Source organism: Nocardia sp. NPDC059228 (assembly GCF_042754245.1).
Taxonomy (GTDB): domain Bacteria; phylum Actinomycetota; class Actinomycetes; order Mycobacteriales; family Mycobacteriaceae; genus Nocardia.
Genome location: NZ_JBHZAL010000063.1, coordinates 1 through 18558, shown reverse-complemented (window position 1 = coordinate 18558; position 18558 = coordinate 1). Strand labels below are relative to the sequence as shown.

Annotated in this window: 17 protein-coding genes and 1 pseudogene; 9 read left to right on the top strand and 9 right to left on the bottom strand. The window is 65.9% G+C overall.

What is annotated here, in order from left to right; translation table 11 throughout:
- Positions 1-250, top strand: a pseudogene (locus ACFXKA_RS41260) (recombinase XerD); the annotation flags it as partial.
- Between the two features lie 74 nt (positions 251-324).
- Here ACFXKA_RS41260 and ACFXKA_RS41255 read toward each other — a convergent pair.
- Complete coding sequence (locus tag ACFXKA_RS41255; protein ID WP_364625280.1) at positions 325-978, bottom strand: TetR family transcriptional regulator; 654 nt, start codon at positions 976-978, stop codon at positions 325-327.
- 119 nt (positions 979-1097) lie between these two features.
- On the opposite strand from ACFXKA_RS41255, the gene ACFXKA_RS41250 reads away from it, so the two are divergent.
- From ACFXKA_RS41250 to ACFXKA_RS41240, 3 genes are all read left to right on the top strand, one after another.
- A complete protein-coding gene (locus tag ACFXKA_RS41250; RefSeq protein WP_379431642.1) occupies positions 1098-2060 on the top strand; it encodes an alpha/beta hydrolase in 963 nt (320 codons plus the stop codon).
- A 10-nt stretch (positions 2061-2070) separates the two neighbouring features.
- Positions 2071-2208 carry a hypothetical protein gene (locus tag ACFXKA_RS41245; protein WP_379431641.1) on the top strand — a complete coding sequence of 46 codons (138 nt, stop codon included), beginning with the start codon at positions 2071-2073 and terminating at the stop codon, positions 2206-2208.
- 338 nt (positions 2209-2546) lie between these two features.
- A complete protein-coding gene (locus ACFXKA_RS41240) occupies positions 2547-3830 on the top strand; it encodes an FAD-dependent monooxygenase (protein WP_379431640.1) in 1284 nt (427 codons plus the stop codon).
- A gap of 450 nt (positions 3831-4280) precedes the next feature.
- Here the strand turns inward: ACFXKA_RS41240 and ACFXKA_RS41235 are convergent, their stop codons facing one another.
- Both ACFXKA_RS41235 and ACFXKA_RS41230 read right to left on the bottom strand, forming a co-directional pair.
- Positions 4281-4706 (bottom strand): hypothetical protein, encoded by a 426-nt coding sequence (locus tag ACFXKA_RS41235; protein ID WP_379431639.1) that lies wholly within the window; start codon positions 4704-4706, stop codon positions 4281-4283.
- A gap of 250 nt (positions 4707-4956) precedes the next feature.
- A complete protein-coding gene (locus ACFXKA_RS41230) occupies positions 4957-6435 on the bottom strand; it encodes an FAD-dependent monooxygenase (RefSeq protein ID WP_379431638.1) in 1479 nt (492 codons plus the stop codon).
- 94 nt (positions 6436-6529) lie between these two features.
- Between ACFXKA_RS41230 and ACFXKA_RS41225 the strand changes: the two genes are divergently transcribed.
- Positions 6530-7177: a TetR/AcrR family transcriptional regulator C-terminal domain-containing protein gene (locus tag ACFXKA_RS41225; protein ID WP_379431637.1), complete on the top strand. Its 648-nt coding sequence runs from the start codon at positions 6530-6532 to the stop codon at positions 7175-7177.
- Between the two features lie 28 nt (positions 7178-7205).
- On the opposite strand, the gene ACFXKA_RS41220 is transcribed toward ACFXKA_RS41225, so the two are convergent.
- Positions 7206-7649 carry a MarR family winged helix-turn-helix transcriptional regulator gene (locus ACFXKA_RS41220; RefSeq protein ID WP_379431636.1) on the bottom strand — a complete coding sequence of 148 codons (444 nt, stop codon included), beginning with the start codon at positions 7647-7649 and terminating at the stop codon, positions 7206-7208.
- A gap of 117 nt (positions 7650-7766) precedes the next feature.
- Here ACFXKA_RS41220 and ACFXKA_RS41215 point away from each other — a divergent pair, with 117 nt between their 5' ends.
- Positions 7767-8894, top strand: a complete 1128-nt coding sequence (locus ACFXKA_RS41215; protein WP_379431635.1) for an NADH:flavin oxidoreductase — start codon at positions 7767-7769, stop codon at positions 8892-8894.
- 928 nt (positions 8895-9822) lie between these two features.
- Here the strand turns inward: ACFXKA_RS41215 and ACFXKA_RS41210 are convergent.
- Both ACFXKA_RS41210 and ACFXKA_RS41205 read right to left on the bottom strand, forming a co-directional pair.
- Positions 9823-11949: a serine/threonine-protein kinase gene (locus ACFXKA_RS41210; protein WP_379431634.1), complete on the bottom strand. Its 2127-nt coding sequence runs from the start codon at positions 11947-11949 to the stop codon at positions 9823-9825.
- 1120 nt (positions 11950-13069) lie between these two features.
- Positions 13070-13489 carry a hypothetical protein gene (locus ACFXKA_RS41205; RefSeq protein ID WP_379431633.1) on the bottom strand — a complete coding sequence of 140 codons (420 nt, stop codon included), beginning with the start codon at positions 13487-13489 and terminating at the stop codon, positions 13070-13072.
- A gap of 686 nt (positions 13490-14175) precedes the next feature.
- Between ACFXKA_RS41205 and ACFXKA_RS41200 the strand changes: the two genes are divergently transcribed.
- The 3 genes from ACFXKA_RS41200 (at position 14176) to ACFXKA_RS41190 (ending at position 16005) form a co-directional block, all read left to right on the top strand.
- On the top strand, positions 14176-14508 hold the full coding sequence (locus ACFXKA_RS41200) for a putative quinol monooxygenase (protein WP_379431632.1): 333 nt from the start codon (positions 14176-14178) through the stop codon (positions 14506-14508).
- The gene (locus tag ACFXKA_RS41195; protein ID WP_379431631.1) at positions 14505-14966 is read left to right on the top strand and encodes a nuclear transport factor 2 family protein; all 462 of its coding nucleotides are present in this window, start codon (positions 14505-14507) and stop codon (positions 14964-14966) included. Before ACFXKA_RS41200 ends, ACFXKA_RS41195 begins: the two co-directional genes overlap by 4 nt.
- Before the next feature lie 841 nt (positions 14967-15807).
- Positions 15808-16005, top strand: coding sequence for a pyridoxamine 5'-phosphate oxidase family protein (locus ACFXKA_RS41190; RefSeq protein WP_379431630.1), 198 nt, complete (start codon positions 15808-15810; stop codon positions 16003-16005).
- A gap of 341 nt (positions 16006-16346) precedes the next feature.
- Here the strand turns inward: ACFXKA_RS41190 and ACFXKA_RS41185 are convergent, their stop codons facing one another.
- From ACFXKA_RS41185 to ACFXKA_RS41175, 3 genes are all read right to left on the bottom strand, one after another.
- The gene (locus ACFXKA_RS41185) at positions 16347-16538 is read right to left on the bottom strand and encodes a DUF397 domain-containing protein (protein WP_354851349.1); all 192 of its coding nucleotides are present in this window, start codon (positions 16536-16538) and stop codon (positions 16347-16349) included.
- On the bottom strand, positions 16535-17413 hold the full coding sequence (locus tag ACFXKA_RS41180; RefSeq protein WP_379431629.1) for a DUF5753 domain-containing protein: 879 nt from the start codon (positions 17411-17413) through the stop codon (positions 16535-16537). Before ACFXKA_RS41180 ends, ACFXKA_RS41185 begins: the two co-directional genes overlap by 4 nt.
- A gap of 727 nt (positions 17414-18140) precedes the next feature.
- A partial coding sequence (locus ACFXKA_RS41175) for a hypothetical protein (protein WP_379431628.1) occupies positions 18141-18558 on the bottom strand: 418 nt, incomplete at its 5' end.

The window sequence follows — 18558 nt, the reverse complement described above, 5'->3', positions numbered from 1 at the left end:
ATGGCTGTTTCCCGGCCGCCGGGCCGGGCAACCGGCCCATTTCAGCACCCTGCTTCAGCATCTCCGCGACGATCTCGGACTGCCTGTTCAGGCCACAAAATCGGCGACTCTTCGCCAACTCGTCCTCCAGGCCCCGGCGCCCGTCGTCGCCGACGCACTCGGCTTCTCGGCCAAACACCTGACCCGAGTCTGGGGCGAGGCCGGTGGAAGCTGGACGACATACTCCACCAAGGAAACCCGCCGCGGTTGAGCGAGGTGATCCGGGGAATACAGACCAGTTGAATACGGGTCCTTACCAGTCGACGACTCCGACGCACCTCCGCGTCAGAGAATTGCGGCCTGGATCCGGGCGAGGTGGGCGGCGAGGATCTCTTCGAAGGCGGCGCGGCGGTCGGCCCCGAGGGGGCGGATCTCGCGGGCGAAGTGGGCCAGGGCGGGGAAGCGGTCTGGGTCGGCGCCCAGGACCGCGACGCGGAACTGTTCGATGCCCTGTTCGTACTCACCGGGGGTGAGGGTGTCGATGCCGGCCTCGGAGGCGATCAGCGCGGCGAGCAGGATCACGATCCGGTGGTAGTGGCGCGGAATCTCCTCATCGGGCAGGCCTGAGGCCCGCAAGGCCTGGAGCACCTCCTCCATGACCAGCCTGGAACCGGTGCCGCCGGAGCCGTAGCGTCCCCAGAGCGCGGCGAGTTGGGGGTGCCGGCCGAAGGCCTCTCGCAGGCGCAGGGCTGTGGCGGTGATGCGCTGCTTCCAGTCGCCCTCGGGGTGGTAGCCGTCCATCGCGGCCGCCAGGATCCGGTCGGCGACCGCGCGCAGCAACTCGGTCTTGTTGCGGAAATGCCGGTAGAGGCTGGATGAGTCGGTCCCGAGCGCCGCGGCGAGCTTGCGCACGCTGAACGACTCGGCGTCGCTCGTGCGCAGCAGCTCCGCCGCCATGTCCAGGATGTCTTCGGTCGACCAACGCCTTCGGCCTGTCATCTCGCCCCTCTCGTCCAGGCTCAGGGTACCCGATGCACTTGCTGATGCACGCGGTGCGTGCAACACTGTGTGCATCGGCTGGCCGAGCAGCCTGACCGGGAGAAAGTAGAGAGACGGACATGAGCGAGACCACCGCCGTGCAGCGGCCACCCGCGCCGGATTTCTCGGCGATGACACCCGAGAAACTGATCGCCTACCGCGACGCCGAGAATCGCTGGCGGGCCTCCAGCGCTGCGTGGCCGCTCATCGGGGAGCCGGACGCCGGGGCCGCGATCGAGTGGCAGGAGTTGGCACTGCCGGGCCGCGACCTTCCGGTCCGGGTGTACCGGCCGGCGTCGACGAGCGACGGCGAGGCCGACACCCGAACCGACCTGCCACTCGTGATCCACGTGCACGGCGGCGGTTACGTGGGCACAGCAGCGCAATGCGACTGGACCAACAGCCACCTCGCCGCCCACCTGCCCGCGCTCGTCGTCTCGGTCGAGCACCGCCTCGTCGGCCCGGACAGCACGCTCACGCACGCCGCCGACGACGGCTGGGACGTGCTCGAGCACGTGGTGCAGCACGCTGCGCAGTGGGGTGCCGACCCCGCTCGCATGGCTGTCTTCGGCGAGAGCTTCGGCGGGCTGATCAGTGCCCTGACTGCGATCCGAGCTCGGAACGCCGGCCTGCGGCTGGCCGCACAGGTGCTGGTCAACCCCGCGGTCGAGGTGACCGAGACGATGTACGACTATCCCTCCATTGCCGAGTACGCCGACAACCCGAGCCCTGCCGTGCCGGTACTGCGGCTCCTGCAGCGGTTCGCCGTCCCGCCGGGAACCGACGCCCGCGCATTCTCGCCGCTGTACGCGGACGACCTGAGCGGGCTCGCCCCCGCCCTGGTCGTGGTGCCGACCCGGGACGCACTCGCCGATCACGGCCGCCGCTACGCCGAGCGACTGCGGGCGGCCGGAACGTCCGTACGGCTCACCGAGTACCCGGGAGCGCGGCACGCGTTCCTCACCCTGCCGGGCATGGAACCGCAAGCCAAACTCGCCCAGGCGGAGATCCTCGAATTCCTCCGCGCGACCCTGGCAGCGTGACGGAGGAACGATGTACCTGAACACTTTCCAACACGCTCATTTCGGCATGAGCGTGCACTACCGGCGGGCGTACGACGCTCTGCCCGTTGATCTTCCGATGCCCGCGCTGGCCGGTTCGGTCAGCGCGGTATGCGGCATGAGCGGATGATTGGCGCGCTGGTCGCTCGGTGCCGATGATTCGCGAGCAACCCCGTACTGTCGCCTGCCAGCTTGAAGGGATCACCACGTTGCCAGTCGTGGGACCACCGACAGCGGGTGGTCCACTGAGCGAACATGTTCCAGATCCGTTGTGCGGACCGATCATGGCGAGAGCAGCCGGACGTTCCAAAGGCAGCGGAGTTCAGGGTGTTCGCGGGAGCGTGGATGCGGTTTCGGCTGCACCGATGAGTTTCGGGTGGATCCGTCGTCGATACGGCTGGATACACCGACAGCGGTGGGCCTGTGCGGGGAGCGTTCCGGTGCGGGAGGAAACACATGGAGGCAATGATGAGTGTCGACGACCTCGGGCAGGAGTGCACGATCCTGACGGGTGAGCAGGAGCCGCGGGTGAGCGGTGCCAGGGTGTTGGTGGCGGGGGCGAGCATCGCCGGGCCCGCACTGGCCCATTGGTTGCGCCGACGGGGAGCCGAGGTGACCGTAGTCGAGCGAGCGCCCGAACTGCGTCCAGGCGGGCAAGCGGTGGACGCGCGCGGGGTAGCCAAGGAGGTCATCCACCGGATGGGTCTGGACGCGGCGGTGCGCGCGGCCCGCACCGAGACCGCCGGCGCGTACACCGTGGACGCGGACGGGAACGTGCTGGAGACCTTCCACGCGGACGACGACGGTGGCGACGGGTTCATCGCGGAGATCGAGATCCTGCGCGGGGATCTGTCCCGGGTGCTCTACGACGACACCCGCGCCGGTGTCGAGTACCTCTTCGGCGACCGGATCGCCGAACTCACCCAGGACGCGGATGGGGTCGACGTGAGTTTCGCAAGCGGCGACCGGCGCCGCTTCGATCTGGTGGTCGGGGCGGACGGGCTGCACTCAGCGCTGCGCGCGATGGTCTTTGGGCCGCACGAGCGGTTCCTCCGCCACCTCGGGCACGTGCTGGCCTTCTACAGTGTGCCCAACGAGTTCGGGCTGGATCGCTGGCTGCTCGAGTACCAGGAGCCCGGGCGCTCGGCCCTGCTGCGCCCCATTCAGGACGCTACGCGGGCGATGGCCATGTTCTACTTCGCCGCGGCCGACTTCGACGTCGACTACCGTGACGTCGAGGCCCAGAAGCGCCTGCTGCGTGAGCAGATGGCGGGCCTGGGCTGGTTGACCCCGGACATCCTGGCGCATCTGGACGACACCCCGGACTTCTACCTCGACCAGGTCGCCCAGGTGGTGATGGACCGCTGGTCGATCGGACGGGTGGGGCTGCTCGGGGACGCGGCGTTCAGCTCATCGCCGATGTCCGGGCAGGGCACCGGGTTGGCTCTGGTCGGCGCCTACCTGCTGGCCGGTGAACTGGCCGCCGCCGGATGGGATCCCGCGGCCGGATTCGCCCGCTACGAGGCGCGGATGCGGTCGTTCGTCGAGGCCAACCAGGAGATCGGCCGGTTGAATGCCCGCAGCCGCGAGGTCGCCGGGCCGGACGCCGAGCCGGGTCCCGATTTCGCCGGCGAATGGTTCACCGAACTGCTCGAGCGCGCCATCAACGGCGTTGAGCTGCCCGACTACTCCGGGGTGCCGGACACCGGGGCCCCATCCGGACCGGCGATCATCTCCTCGGCCAGGCCGTAGCGGTCATACAACGCGTCGAGCGGGGACGACGCTTCGGTAGGCCACCGCCCGGGGCCGGTTCGGCTCATGCCGCTGGTCACGCATTCGGGAACGCGGCCTCCACCAGTCGAACGTGCGATAACTTGTTCCACTTCTGCACTGCGTCCGGTGGTCCCAGGACTGGCAACGTAGTGGTCCTACAACGGTGGCAAACGACAGAACCGGGTGCGGTAGGCCGTCAATGCTGCTTTGGGCTGGGGAAGGCGCAGGCCGGAGTACCGCCAGGTAGGCGATGCCGGTTCTTGGCGATGAGACGTTACACCATAGCGGCGAGCCAGCTGACCGGCGGAATCAGCATCGCTCGCCGGCGTTGCGGACGCTCGGCCGACGTCAGATGGGCACGGCCCGTTGATCTTCCGCCGCCCCGCGCTGGCCGGTCCGGTCAGCGCGGTATGCGGCAGTACAGGATTTTCACGACCCCCAGTAGATCTCCCAAACTCCATCGTCCCTCTTGTAGATGCCTTCGAAGAAGGTGTGATGCACGTCGACGCCGCCGAACCACTGCGACTGCTGGCGAGTGCTCCTTTCCGTCTCGGCGATGGCGGCGGCAAGGTCACGCACCGTGAACCACTTACCGTTGGGCGCTCGGTGTTCAACGGGATCACCGAACCCACGCAAGTTCAGCATGGGCAATTCCAGGACAACGCGGTCGAACTCGTTGACGGTCAAGTCACGAGCCTCCCCATTTTCGAACACATTCAGCGTGAACGCGACTCCCCTGATCGCCGCGGTTGCTGTCGCGCGCTGATTAGACAGGTTCGCCGCGACATTCTCGGTCGGTTCCGTCAGCTCGATCGCCAGCGTCCCGGACAACCCATTGAAGAACTCCAGTGACATATATGGATGGTGGCATGGAACACCGACACTTCGCGCACGCCGACTGACCATCGATTGCACGCACATCGGTATTACAGGGCTTCGTCCGCTGGTCGGATACCTCAGATGATCTCTGCGCGTTGATCTTCCAACGACTTCGCCGGAGAGCGCGAGGTGATGGTGGAGATGGCCCCGGCGCAGGAATACGCGGTACCGCGGCCGTGACGTGGTCCGTGTTGCAGTGCAGCAGATCTCGATGTCTCAGTGGCGCTCAGGCCGGTTCGCCGACCCAGGTTGTCAGAGCATCGATCAGACCGGCCGTGCTCGACTCATCGGTCGCCCACGCGACATAGCCGTCGGGGCGAACGAGTACGGCGGCCGGCGCCGGGGCGGTTCCGACTGCGGGGACGGCCCACTGCGCGGTGTGGGTTTCGGCAGTGACGATCTCGAGCCGTTTCTGCCACTGCGCCACGTCGGGGACGGCATTCCCGTTGAGCACCAACAGGACCGGGCGGGCCTGCCGAAGCAACCGGTGGAGCCGGGTGTCGCCGTCCGCGGTGGTGAGGCCGGCGTCGGGTACGCGGCGTCCGGCCAGCGGGTGGTCGCTCTCGGTGTCGTAGCGGATGTCCAATGCGGTGATCATGAGGCCGAGCCGGGTGCGGACCGCGACCATGTCGAGCAGATCGCTCACGGTGTCGCGCAGTGCGTCGGTGTGCGCACCCGGGCGCATGAGGGCGGTCTGGGCGCGGGTGTTGTGCAGGACGCGGGCCGCGATGGGGTGGCGCTCGGTCTCGTAGGTGTCGAGCAGTTCGTCGGATGCGTTGCCGCGCAACACCGCTGCCAACTTCCACCCGAGGTTGACCGCGTCCTGGATGCCCAGGTTCTGGCCCTGACCACCGGCCGGGTAGTGGATGTGAGCGGCGTCCCCAGCGAGGAATACCCGCCGGGCGCGGTACTGCTCGGCCTGGCGAGCGGCATCACCGTAGTGCGTTACCCAGCGCGGGCTGTGCATGCCGAAATCGGTGCCCGCGAGTTCCATGAAGTGCTCGCGGAAGGCTTCGAAGGTCAGCTCGGCGCCACGTTTCAGCACCATGTCGTGCCGCTGGACGATCAACCGGTACCAGCCGGGCTGCAATTGCACCACCGAGAAATCACCGGGGCCGCTGCGGTGGGCGAAGAAGGGCTGCGCCGGCGGCTCCGCCAGCTCGACATCGGCAAGCATTCCGGTCACGGTCGCATCCGTCCCGGTGAAGGCGATGCCCGCCAGCTTGCGCACCGCGCTGCGGCCACCGTCGCAACCGACGAGATAGGCCGCGTGAATCCGGCGGGGGTTGGCTCCGCCGATCTCGACCTCGACGCCCGCGCCGTCCTGGCTGAATCCGGTGATCGGCGAAGCCCACTGTGTGGCCGCGCCCAATTCCGTAGCGTGCGTGTCGAGTTGGCGTTCGATAATGGACTGGAGGATGGCGAGCATGTAGGGGTGGCGGGTGTGGAAGTCGCTGAAGTCCAGCGACAGTCCCCCGAAGTGCCCGGCCTGCATGATGCGGCCTTGCGGCAGCAGCCGATCGAGCAGTCCGCGCTGATCGAGGATCTCCATGCTGCGGGCGTGGATACCACCGGCCCGTGATTCGCCGGTGCGTGCCGGAAGTCCGTCGACCAGGACGAAATCGACGCCCGCGAGCCTCAGTTCGGCGGCCAGCATGAGCCCGGTCGGCCCGGATCCGGCGATGACTACCTCGGTGGTTTCCATGCCACTCCCCTTAACAACGTTAAATCACTTAACGCTGTTAAGGAGAGCAGAACGTTGTTAAGCTGTCAAGGGAATCGGACGAAAGGGGTGGTCAATGAAGAAGCTCGACGCCGACGTGATCGCCGAGGCTGCGCTCGGATTGCTCGACGAGCTGGGCCTCGACGGCCTGACCATGCGCAAGGTGGCCGCCGCGCTGGATGTGCAAGCGCCCGCGCTGTACTGGCATGTCAAGAACAAGCGCGAATTGCTCGATGTCATGGCGCGTTCCGTGTTCGCCTCCGCCGTCACCGATGTCGAAGCGCCACGCCAGGGCGAGAGTTGGCAGGACTGGGTGGCTACGCTGGCCGGGCGGCTGCGGCGGTCGATGCTGTGCTACCGCGACGGAGCGAAGGTCCTCGCGGGCACCTACGTGAGCGACGAATCCATGTGGCGCACAGTCGAATTGACGCTGCGCACCTTGGAAGATGCCGGCTTCGCGCTGCCCGAAGCCGGCCGGGTCTTCCCGATCCTGCTGCACTACACCGTCGGTTTCGTCATCGAGGAACAGTCGCGCACCAGCGCGGAGTACGTCGACGGTAACCCCTACGAGCTCGAACATATCGGCCAGGAGATCGACTCCGACCGCTATCCGCGCACGGCGCGCATGGTGGCCGACACCTTCACCGCGGATCCGGACGCGGAGTTCGACCACGGGGTACGCGTCATTCTCGCCGGAATCCTCGCCACCACACGGGCGGGGTGATTCGACCAGCTCGGCCGACCCCGGTGGGTCACTCCGGCCGGGCGGCGAGCCGGGAGACGAAGACCCGTTCCAGCAGGGCGTACAGGCGGTCCTGGTCCTCGCCGCTGAGTCTGTTCAGGCCATCTCGAGTGGTGTGCATCTTCGCTCGGATGGCGTCGGTGACCTGCTCGCCCTCAGCCGTGATGACGAGGTTGGTGACGCGCCGGTCGGATGCGCTGGCCTCGCGGCGCACGAGGCCGCGCTTCTCCAGCCGGTCGATGATCCCTGTCACGTTCGAGGCGTCGCAGGCCATGATGCCGGCCAAGGCGCGCATCGCAATCGGGCCTCGGCGCAGCACCGTCAGTGCCTTGCCCTGAATCGCTGTGAGGTTCTCACTCGCCGCCGCGAGCGTGAAGTCTCCGTAGTAGGCGCCGAGCGACACCGAGAGCAGCTCCATGAGCTGAGCGGTGTCGACGCGGGGAGCTTCTGCCATATGAACCAGCCTATCCACAGAAACTTGACTACCTCAAATATTCACCACTAGCGTCTGCCATATTGCTTGAAGTCCTCAACCATCTAGGTTGACAAGTAACTAACGAGGAGTTGTCCAGTGATCGTTACCGCGTCCGACGCCGCCCGCACGGCTCAGGTTCTGTCACGGCCCGTCACGCTGAACGGACTGACCGTTCCGAACCGCATCGTGATGGCGCCGATGACGCGCATGTTCTCCCCCGGCGGCGTTCCCGGTGAGGACGTGCGCGCCTACTACGCCCGCCGCGCCGCCGCCGGTGTCGGGCTGATCGTCACCGAGGGGACCTACGTCGGCCACGATTCGGCCGGGCAGAGTGATCGGGTGCCGCGATTCCACGGTGAAGAGCAGTTGGCGGGGTGGGCGAAGGTGGCTGCGGACGTGCACGCCGCAGGCGGCACGATCGTGCCGCAGCTGTGGCACATCGGCATGGTCCGCAAGCATGGCGAGGAGCCCTACGCCGATGCCCCCGCCGTCGGCCCCTCCGGGATTCGCGTCGACGGCACCGAGGGCACCGGCAAGGCGATGACCCAGCGTGACCTGGACGACGTCATCGGCGCCTTCGCGGATGCCGCTGCGGCCGCCGAGCGCATCGGCTTCGACGGCGTCGAAGTGCACGGCGCCCACGGCTATCTCCTCGACCAGTTCCTGTGGGAACGGACGAACCGCCGAACCGATGCCTATGGTGGCGATTCCGTGGCGCGGACGAAGTTCGCGGCCGAGATCGTGGCGGCGATCCGGGCGGTCGTCTCACCCGGGTTCCCGGTGATCTTCCGCTACTCGCAGTGGAAGCAGGAGGCCTACGACGCGCGGCTCGTCGAGACCCCGCAGCAGCTGGAAGCGATCCTGGCCCCGCTCGCCGCGGCCGGCGTCGATGCCTTCCATGCCTCCACCCGCCGCTACTGGCTCCCGGAATTCGAGGGCTCGGACCTGAACCTGGCCGGCTGGACCAAGAAGCTCACCGGCAAGCCCACCATCACCGTCGGTTCGGTCGGCCTCAACGGCGACTTCCTGCGTGCGTTCACCGGTGAGGGCGCCGAACTCGGCAGCCTCGACAACCTCCTCGACCGGCTGGAGCGTGACGAATTCGATTTGGTCGCCGTCGGCCGAGCCTTGCTCCAGGACCCGGAATGGGCGTCCAAAGTCCTGGCGGGGCGGATCGACGAGCTGAAGCCGTACGACGCGGCGGCGCTGAAGACACTGCGCTAGCCGTCGGCAGTAGCGACGCGTGACGAGCTGGTGGACGACTCCGTGTCGTCGGCTGGTGCATCCGCCCGCGCCGGACCGATGGCGGGTGATCGTGCGGGGTTCGGCGTGACCATCAAATCGGTCACGGCAGGAGTGGCCCTGTTGACCGAAATCCGATCGGCCAGCTGGTCAGGGAGGATGCGGGTCTTCACCCTGGGGTGGGTGTTGCGCGATCAGTTCACAGACGAGGATTGACCCTGTCCACGTCGTGAGCGATACCGTGCCCAGAGAAGTGATGCAGATGCCTATTTCTGTTCAGTTCCTGTCTTCTCGTCCCGGGACCCCCGGCAGGCGAACGCGCTTGCGTGCCCGGCGCCGCGTCCTGCTGTCGATGGCCCTTACGGGCGGACTCATGCTGCTCGGCCCCAGCGTGTTGGGGATGTCGGGGTCGCTGCCGCTAACGGCACAACCGGTGGCATCCGTGTCGTCGTTCGATGCCGCCTCGCAAAGCTACTGGCATCCGCCGATACTTCGGTGCCCACACTTCGACTGCTAACTCAGTTCCCCACCGGGCGGCGGGTTCTCCGGGACACGGAGGGGCGGAGGCTCCTGTCAGATCTATCCGGGGTGTTCCAGCCCCGGACCAGGGCGGACTGGCAGCGACGCCCCGGGCAGCCCACGCTGTGACACGAGCGAGCGGCTGGCGAGGCCGGACACGGTGGCCCCAGGGGAGCAACCGAAGCCCGAGGATGGCCAGAGCCCACAGCCCCTGCCTCAGCTGGTGCTGGTGAGTATCGCAAACGGAAAGCAACCACCGCCCGGACTTACCGAGTTCGCACGTCGCATCGACATCGAAGACCAGTTGACTTCGTCAGTCCGCATGACGCGAGTTATCGACGTATCGACGTGCGGTCGATGCTGGTTCGCCCACGCGGCGAAGACATCGCACCTACAGCGGGTTCTTTTTGAACCAATCGATCAAACCCTGATCGGTCTTGGGACGGTTCGAGGGGGAATCGGCCCCGACTGCTTTGACTCGAATGGCGATGTCGCTGCTCTGATCCAACGCAACGAGCGTCGGCACAGGATCGGTGGTGCAGGTGAACCGGCCGACGGTCGCGCCATTTCGAATCGACGGTTGCTCGGGAACCGTTGCACCGCCGCACGCGCGCCCGCCGGACTTCCTCATGACACCATCGAAAAACTGGGTCGCGATCGGATGGTTGGGAAATTGGAAAAAGGTTGCTGTCGGCGCACCAGATTCGTTGCCCAAGCAGACCACGACGGCGGTCGCGTCGCTCTCGGGTGATTCGTGTCGACAGTATCGTGGGTTGTAAGTTTTGGGCAGTTTGGTGAGCAGATCGCGGTCGGCCTGAGTGGTGTAGTCCGGGTCCTTCGGCTTGGTCCGGAATTGCGAATTCCCCTCTCCCGTGTCGCTCAGTGTCCAGAACAAGCCTGCGGTACCGCCCACCGATTCGGTGAAGTAGAAAACCGCCATGCTCATGGCCGCGTCGTCGGTTTGGATCACCCCCGACGTCGGTGGTGTCGTAGTGGCATCCATGAAGCAGGCCGTCCGCCCGACCTCCCTGCCGTCTCTCGTCGCGGGGCCGTCCGGGCCGGGTGGAGAGCCCGGACAGCTGCTGGTCTGTACCGGTAAGCCGCGATAGGCCTTGCCTAGCGCGTCGGCGTTGGGAAACAGGTGGAACTCCGCTCTGGGCACGCGGATTTCGGGAATCTCGTCGCAGCCGAGACGGGCTTTCTCCCCCAGAATCGCCTCTGGGTTCCAGTGATGACAGATGCTGCGGTTGTACGGGCCTTGCGCGTTCATCAGCAGGGTGATGTCGTCGTCGGTGAACTCGGATTTCGCCGCGCCTGGGGCCGGCGGTGCGGGCTTGTAGAGCAGCGACCAGGCTCCGACGCCTCCGACGGCCACGACGGCCACGGCAGCGGCGATCCAGAGGCTGCGTGGCCGGCGCCTGGGACCCGGGACGGATCTCACCTCGGGTGTGGAGGTCGCCCGGGGTGCGGAATGCGCCGCTACGGTCGGATCGTATTCGAATACGGCGAGGGGACTATCGTCTTCGGCGTCGCCGGTTGACGGTGCGAGTGCGGCGTGAGCGGCAGCGGCCAGTTCGCCGGCGCTGGCGTAGCGTTCATCAGCCGACTTCGCCATGCCGCGCGCGACGACGGCGTCGATCGCGACCGGGATTCCCGGTGCGTAGCTGCTCGTTCGGGGTGGAAGTTCGTACATGTGGGCCCGCATGATGGCGGCGTCGCCTCCATCGGTCGCGTAAGGGCGGGTGCAGGTCAGGCATTCGTGCAACACGCACGCCAGGGCATACACGTCGACAGCCGGGGTGGCCGGGCCGGGTTGGAAACGTTCGGGTGCCATGTAGTTGAACGACCCGATCGCCGATCCGGTCTGGGTCAGGCGTTCGTCGGTGTTCGTGTTGGCCAGGCCGAAGTCGGCCAGGTAGGCGAACCCGTCGTGGGTGAGCAGGATATTGTCCGGCTTGACGTCACGATGGACCAGGCCGTCGTGGTGTGCCGCGTCGAGTCCGGCGGCGATCTGGCAGATCACCGAGACAGCTTGCTCGGGCGGCAGCGGGCCGCGGGTTCGCAGCACGGTGCGGAGGCTTTCGCCCTGCACGAGTCGCATGTCGATGTAGAGCAGCCCGTCGATCTCGCCGTAGTCATGGATAGGGATGACGTGGGGCTCCTGCAGCAGCGCGGCGATGTGGGATTCGCGCCGGAACCGGGCCCGATAGACCGGGTCGTCGGCCAGCTGTTCGGGCAGCACTTTCACCGCGACTACCCGGCCCTTGGTGGTGTCGAGTGCCTCGAACACCCGGCCCATCCCGCCGGAACCGATCAGCCGCCGCAGGCTATATTTCCCGAACGTCGACCCTGGCATCAGTGGCGGCCGTAGGTTGTTCACGACTGCCTTGCCTGCGTTGTCGGCAACCTGCGCAGGTTGATCAGAATCGAGAATCGGCGCTTGAACATTGTCGACTTGCCAGCTGGACGACGATGCGGCCTCGGCCCCTTCGGCGAAAGTGCGACCCCACTGCCACACGATCTATGCCCCCTCACATTCTAATCCGACGGTATGGACCGGCGTGCTACGACTGCTCGGGGATCGACCGGCTCTCGCGCCGACACATCGAGCGAATGCTGGTGACTCACTGCTGATGGGGGCACCGTCTCGTTCCACAGACTCGCCTGGAGGATTTTGGTTCGCTGCATGCTGCGCGCAGCGTGCGGCACGCGGCCGGTACGGTGGCCGGCCCCCCACTGCCCGCGTGTCGGAGTCGAGTGCACGGTAGTTCACCGCCTCCGCGACCAGTTCGCGGCCCACCTCGCGGAAAAAGGTGTAGCACGGTAGGCATCGGCTCGGTCGCGAACATCCGCGACAAAAGTGGACGGCATTCGTGAACTCCTGGAGAGCTGGTTCGTGTATCGGCGCGGCGCGCGATCGGTGAGGTCTGCCGCTTCGTTGGTAGCAGCCTTGACAAGAATCTTCGGCGTCGGCGCTCGTCCCGAATAGCCACCATAGGTGGCGATCGTTTTCACCCCTGGGCAACATCTCACGCCCTGGGTGCCGACACAGCACTGCTGGTCGGCGCCAATTCCAGCGCGGTTTTACAAAGGGGCGGTTTGCTGCGGAACGCGATTCCGCTCCTGATGCCCGGCACGCCGGTCATGCCGACATCCTCGCCGAACAGGTTCAGGCGAACGAGCAATCAGACCGCGAGCAAACGAATAGCGGACAGGCTTCTCCCGGCTCCTCGACGACGCTCACTGATCACGGGATCCAAGCGGCCCCTGCACTGGATTCGGTCGACTACGCTGCACGCTTCGTGCCGCCGACCGGTCGGGGTGGCGAAGGCCGAGGCGCGGGTGGCGAGTTTCCCTTTGCTGACCCGCCACCCGCGCCGGAAGACGACGGCTATGCCGAGGGGCTGGCGATCAAGCACCACAGGGCGAGCAGGGGGTCGGCGTTGCACAAGCCGCCGGCGACAGGTTCGGTTGTTGCCGGAGAGGGCGATTCGAGCGGAAGGGGGTTGGCAGTGGCGGTGCCGGCGGCGGACAGGGTTGCGGCGCCGATCAGGAGAGCGGCGGAGATTCCGCGGCGTGCGAGCATGTGAAACTCCTCTGAGCGTGGGGTGAGGCGAGAATAGTCGGGCGGTGGCGGATTAGATTGCTACGCAGGCGGATCCGAGATTGATGCCGGTGCCGACGTCGACGGGCTGCCTGATTTGAGCTGTCGCGTTCGGCTGTATGGCGTAGATGTAGGTGATTTTCGTCGAGGACGGGGTCCAGGTCGCCTTCGCTACGCCGTTGGAAGGCTTCGCCTCGGCGAATCCGCTTGGGCCCTGGCCCTCCTCGAAGAAGTAGACGGTCTGGCTGTTGTCGTCCACCGCGACGGTGACGGTGTACGAGCAGGTCGTTCCGTACGTGTGGGTGCCGAGGGTGAAGGCGGGCGCGATCGCGATGCTGGTGACGGTCGCCGAGGCCGACGGCGCGGTCAGTGCGGTCACGCTCGCGACGACGCCGAGTGCGGCAGCACCCGCGACGATGCGTTTCGTCTTGGGCGAGCTCGGAATTCGCGTCATGGTGTATCGATCTCCTGTCAGGGTCGAAATCGGTTCGGCCGGAAGGTCTGCCGTCGGCCGAGAGTGAGAGCCGCGGTGCCCTTGCCGACGATCACGCCGTCCGTCGCATTGATGACGTAACAGCGGCGGGTCCGCCGGCCCCGACCAGTGTCGCGATCGCAACCGCCGCCAGGACACCGATCCGCGCCGAGAACTGTTGAACCCTGCGCTTTTTCGGACTCACAGTCCATTCGTCGGATGATCCTTGGATACCGTTAGCAACACTGGCGGCCCCCAAAACTGGGGGCAGCGTTCGAGCAGCTCTACTGGAGCCAGCCGAGTTCGTGGGCGAGGTCTTTGGCGGCGGCCCGGATGCGGCGGGGTAGCGGTGACTGCTCACGCGCCGGCGCCTCCTGCGCCACTACCGTACCGGCCGTGGTCAATTCGACACTACGAGTACTCCGCAGCAACAGCGCCGTCCCGAGTTCCGCCGCCAACCGGCGTATGCGGCCGCTGAGCGCCGGATGGGCGATGCCGATCCGCTCGGCCGCTCGCGTGAAATTCCAATTCCTGCGCGAGCATCAGAAAATACCGCAGGCTCACCGTGTCCGGAGCCATGCGCCCCCTGCCGATTGATAACGACCCGTTCCGACTCTATCCCGAATCGATCTTTCCCTCGACCGTGCACGTGACCCTAGCCTGCACATATGACAATCCAGCTGACCGCGGTGCTGGACATCGCCCCCGCGCACACCGCCGCTTTCGAGGCCGCGATCACCGCCCTCGCCAAGGCCGCGACCACCGAACCCGGTGTGCTCGACTACGGCTTCTGGCGCGATCCGGCCCAGCCTGGCCGTTATCTCATCCGGGAGCGCTATGCCGACCAGGCGGCAGTCGACACCCATATGGCGCTTGCGGACGTCGTGGCCTTCACCGTCCTGCTCCCGGAGTGGCTGGCCCAAGACTCGCACGCGCTCCTCGAAACCACGACCGACCTGACCCGAATCCCGTTCTCCCGCAGCCAGGAAGGCGCACTGTGAACGACCGAGCTTCGAAAGTCGCCGCCATCGCCGCCTTCTTCGACGCTTACGCCCGCTATGACCTGGACGGCATGCGCGCTGTTCTCACCGAGGACATCGCGTGGACCATTCCGGGCCGTCACGCACTATCCGGGACCAAACACGGCATCGACGAGGTCGTCGCGTTCTTCGATCAGCTGTCCAAGGCGGGTATGAAGGCGGAGACCTTCTTCCTGGAGGCCAACGACGAGTATGTCGTGGACATCCACCGCGGCTACTCCACCGCCGGCTCCGGCAAGGTGGATACCATCTGGGCGCTGGTGTGGCACTTCACCATCGACGGCAAGGTCGACCGGGTGGTGAACCTCTCCGGTGACCAGCATCAAATGGACAGCTACATCTGGCAGAACTACACGCTCGCACCACTACCCGAACGGCTCGCACCGGCTGCAAGCCAGTCTGCTCGGGTTCACAGTTGAGCGATTGCTGGACGCCGCCGCTACCTCTCGATCACTTGGGACGTGGCCGTGGTGTAGTGGATTCCGCGGGCCTCGGCCACACCTGGTCCGCCTCCGGTCCCGCCGTGTTCGCCGTTGTCGCTGCAGCCGTTCCCGGTCTGGCTGGGGTCGGTGCAGGTGTTTTCGCCCCCACCGCCTTCCCCACAGCTTTCGTTGTCGCAGCCATGGGGCGGGACAGGCGGGGCCGGAACCGGCTCGGCGGCATTACCAAACCACCCCCAAGTCCGATCGACCTGCACCACGCCGGGCGCTGCACTCGGCGCGGCCAGGGCCGGAACCGCCGCCGTCGCGGGAACTGCCATCGCCACCCCCGCCAGCGCGAACGCGGTGAACAGCTGACGTGTGGTACACCGGTAAGTCTCGTTGGTCATCATCATTGCCTTTCCCGGACTCGGTGAACCGACTGCTGCGCCTGATCGATTTCGTCACCTCGCACGTCTCGTTCGAGTAACGACTACGCCGTCGTGACCATCCGGGGTTGCGGCGCGGCCGATGGTGTCGCTGTGAAAGCCGCTTCGGCGGGCAAGTCCGAACAAGCCCGGTCTGCGCATGTCCGGGGGCGCCTTCCATGAGAAACCCCATGTTCGATCGCCCTCGAATGAAATCCTACTCAGATGATCAACAGCGGAAAATAGCCATATCTGTCGCGTCAACCGTTTCGGTCAGCGCGGTATACGGCGGTCCGGCGCGCGGACTACCCGCAATGGGCTCACGACCGGCGGGCCGGCCCGATGAGTGATCTGGATGTAAGGATGAGCTTTGGGCCATTCACTCGGATACCCCAGGTGGGTAGGTTCCAGTGGTGGCCGAACTTCAGGAGCACATGCGGAACATGTTGGATGGCAAGAACTTTGCCGTGGTTGCCACCGCCAACGAGGACGGGTCACCGCATACATCGGCGGTCTGGGTGGATCGAGATGATGACGCTCCGGTGTTCTCGACGACCGCGCAGCGTCGGACAGGGCGCAATCGCTTGCGCGTGATCCGCGGGTCAGCGTGACCGTGCTGGACTCCCGAGATCCCTACCGGACGATCGACATCGCAGGCACTGCCGAGCTGATACCACATCCGGACAAACAACTTCCCGCGCGACTGTCCCGGAAGTACGCAGGAGAGCTGCCGCCGCCGGAGCCCGCGGAAGTAGAACGATGGATCGTGCGCGTCGTTCTGGAGTGGGATAACACATTTGGAGCCTGATGGGTCAGGATCGTTGAGCCACAAGCGGTTTCAGAATCGGATCGTGACCACCGATCGAGAGACCGGCTTCACCCAGCAGGACCGACGAGAAGCCCCCGGCTGGATCACGTTGTCCGCCGGGGGTTTTGTCGTTCTGCTAAGTCGTCAGCGCTGCCAGATGCCGCTGTCGATGAAGTTGGCCCACACGTCGGCAGGGAACGCCAGGATCGGGCCCCGACTGTTGTCCTTCGTATCGCGCACCAGCGTGACAGCCGGGTCGTGCCGAACCTCGACACACTCCTTGCCAGCATCGGAGAAGCTCGACTTGTACCACTCGCTCATTACCGGCTTCTTCATGCCGTGTGCTCCTTTGCGATTCGCACCAGCAAGTCCCTGGTGTCCTGCGCTGTCAACGCTACAGCCCGGAGACCGGCGATTGCTTCACGATATTCGTCGACCTCTTCGTCGTGCTCGTGGAGAACGCTGCCGATGGCGCCTTCGGCGTATACCACTGGCGGCAAAGTCATCCCACTCGTGCCTTTGGGCAGATGGAGCAGGATGAACTGCTGAATGACAAGCCCCGGGTGTGGGCCGATAGCGAACGGGAGCGCCCGGATCTCGATATTGCCCCGGTCTCCAACCTCGGCGAGCCACCGCAGTTGTGCTGACATGACCTCCGGCGGCCCAGGCCTGTTCCACAAGACCGCTTCGGATATGAACGCCTCCAACCGAAAACCGGCATCATCCAACCGTGTTTGCCGCTTTTGGGTGAGCTCGACCCGCCGTTCTACGTCCACTGCGGACAGACGTGGCAGGGTGACGCGGACGATTTCCCGCCGGTAGTCAGCAGTCTGCAGCAAGCCGGGCACGATTACCGGTTGGTACGTGATGATCTGCTCTGCCACTCCTTCGAGCCGGAGGAGCTTCTCGAAGTTCGGCGCGACTTGGTCGCTGTACGGCTGCCAGAACCCTTTCGAGTTCCCCTGCGCCTTCGCCGCATTGTCCTGTGCTCGAACCTCTTCCAGAAGCTTGAGTGCCTTGGCCTGGTCCTCCGGGGAAGCGTGGTAGTACTCGAGCAGGTCCTTGATCTGCGGCCTGGTGAGCTTGGTCGGCGAGCCTTCCTCCATCCGCATCAGGACAAATCGCGTGACCTCGAGGTGGGCTGCCGCGGTCGACAGGGCCGTACGAGGTGCTTTTGATCGCACAGATTTCATGAAGTTTCCGAAATCCATGCGAGAGACCGTCAATCCGGCCATTTCGTTAGCCTCGCTATCTGGGAAACGTTCTCTACGCACATGTGCACACTGCACTTCAATCTTATTTCATGCGACTGTGAGTCATGCACGTATTGCCGCAGCACTTTTGGGTGCATTCTTAATCCATAGCTCCTGGCGACGATGAGAACGATGCCGCCGGAGGGGAGTTCACCCAGATACAACTAGGAGTTGTAATGCCTTGGGATGCTTGGGCTTTGACGCTCTTGACGGTGGCCGGGTCAGTGGTCTCCATCGCCTGCCTCGTCGAGGACATTAGAAATTCCGGTCGGTTTGAAACAAGAAATCGCGGCCGCCATCGCCGCCAGCGGAAAACGATGAGCGTGCGTCAGGAGGTGAATGCGGCGTGGACAGGTACGAGCGGTTGGAAAGCTGCGACGTTGGGGACCGGGAGCCCCCGATGACGTCCACCGAGGCAATGGAATCGCTTGTTCTGCATCAGGACTGCGTTACCGCGATCTGTGAGCGGAAGATGGCTGCGGGGCAGATCATCAGGATCGACGCGGAGAAGCTCGAGTCCGCGAAGGTCATTCGGTTTCCGGCGAGTCGAATGGAGCCCGGTTGTGGCACGTGCGACCCGTAACCGGCACCGCGCGCCGCATCGGCGTCCCGCCACGCTCGCCGAGGCGAAGGGCGGCCTCGATCGGCACCGGGCGTGTGTGGACGACTGCGAAGCGAAGAAGCACTATGAGGATGCCGTCGGGCAGATGGTTCGCGGGCCCGGTCTCGGGTGGAATATCTGGCGACCGGACGACAATCGGGTCCGGTGACGAGAAGCGGGGGCCCCGCCGCAAGGGGATACGCCAACCCGGGGCGGGAACCGCGCCCGGCGCAGAGGGGCGCCGCGGCCGCCGCCGCGCCGGCCGCCGGCCTCGTCGTCGTCGTACTCAGGGTCGTCGTCGCGGTCGTCCCGGTCGTCGAGGAGACGGGGCCGGTCGTCGTCGCGCCCGTTGTCCTGGTCCGCGCCCGTGAAGAACGGGTGCGTCTCCTCGGGCTGCGGGCCGTCCCAGTCGTTCTCCTGCTGGGGCGGGGGCGGCGGGGGCTCCTGCTGACGGCGGACCGGGGGGCGCTGCTGCGGGTAGCCCTCGGACCCGCCGTACGGG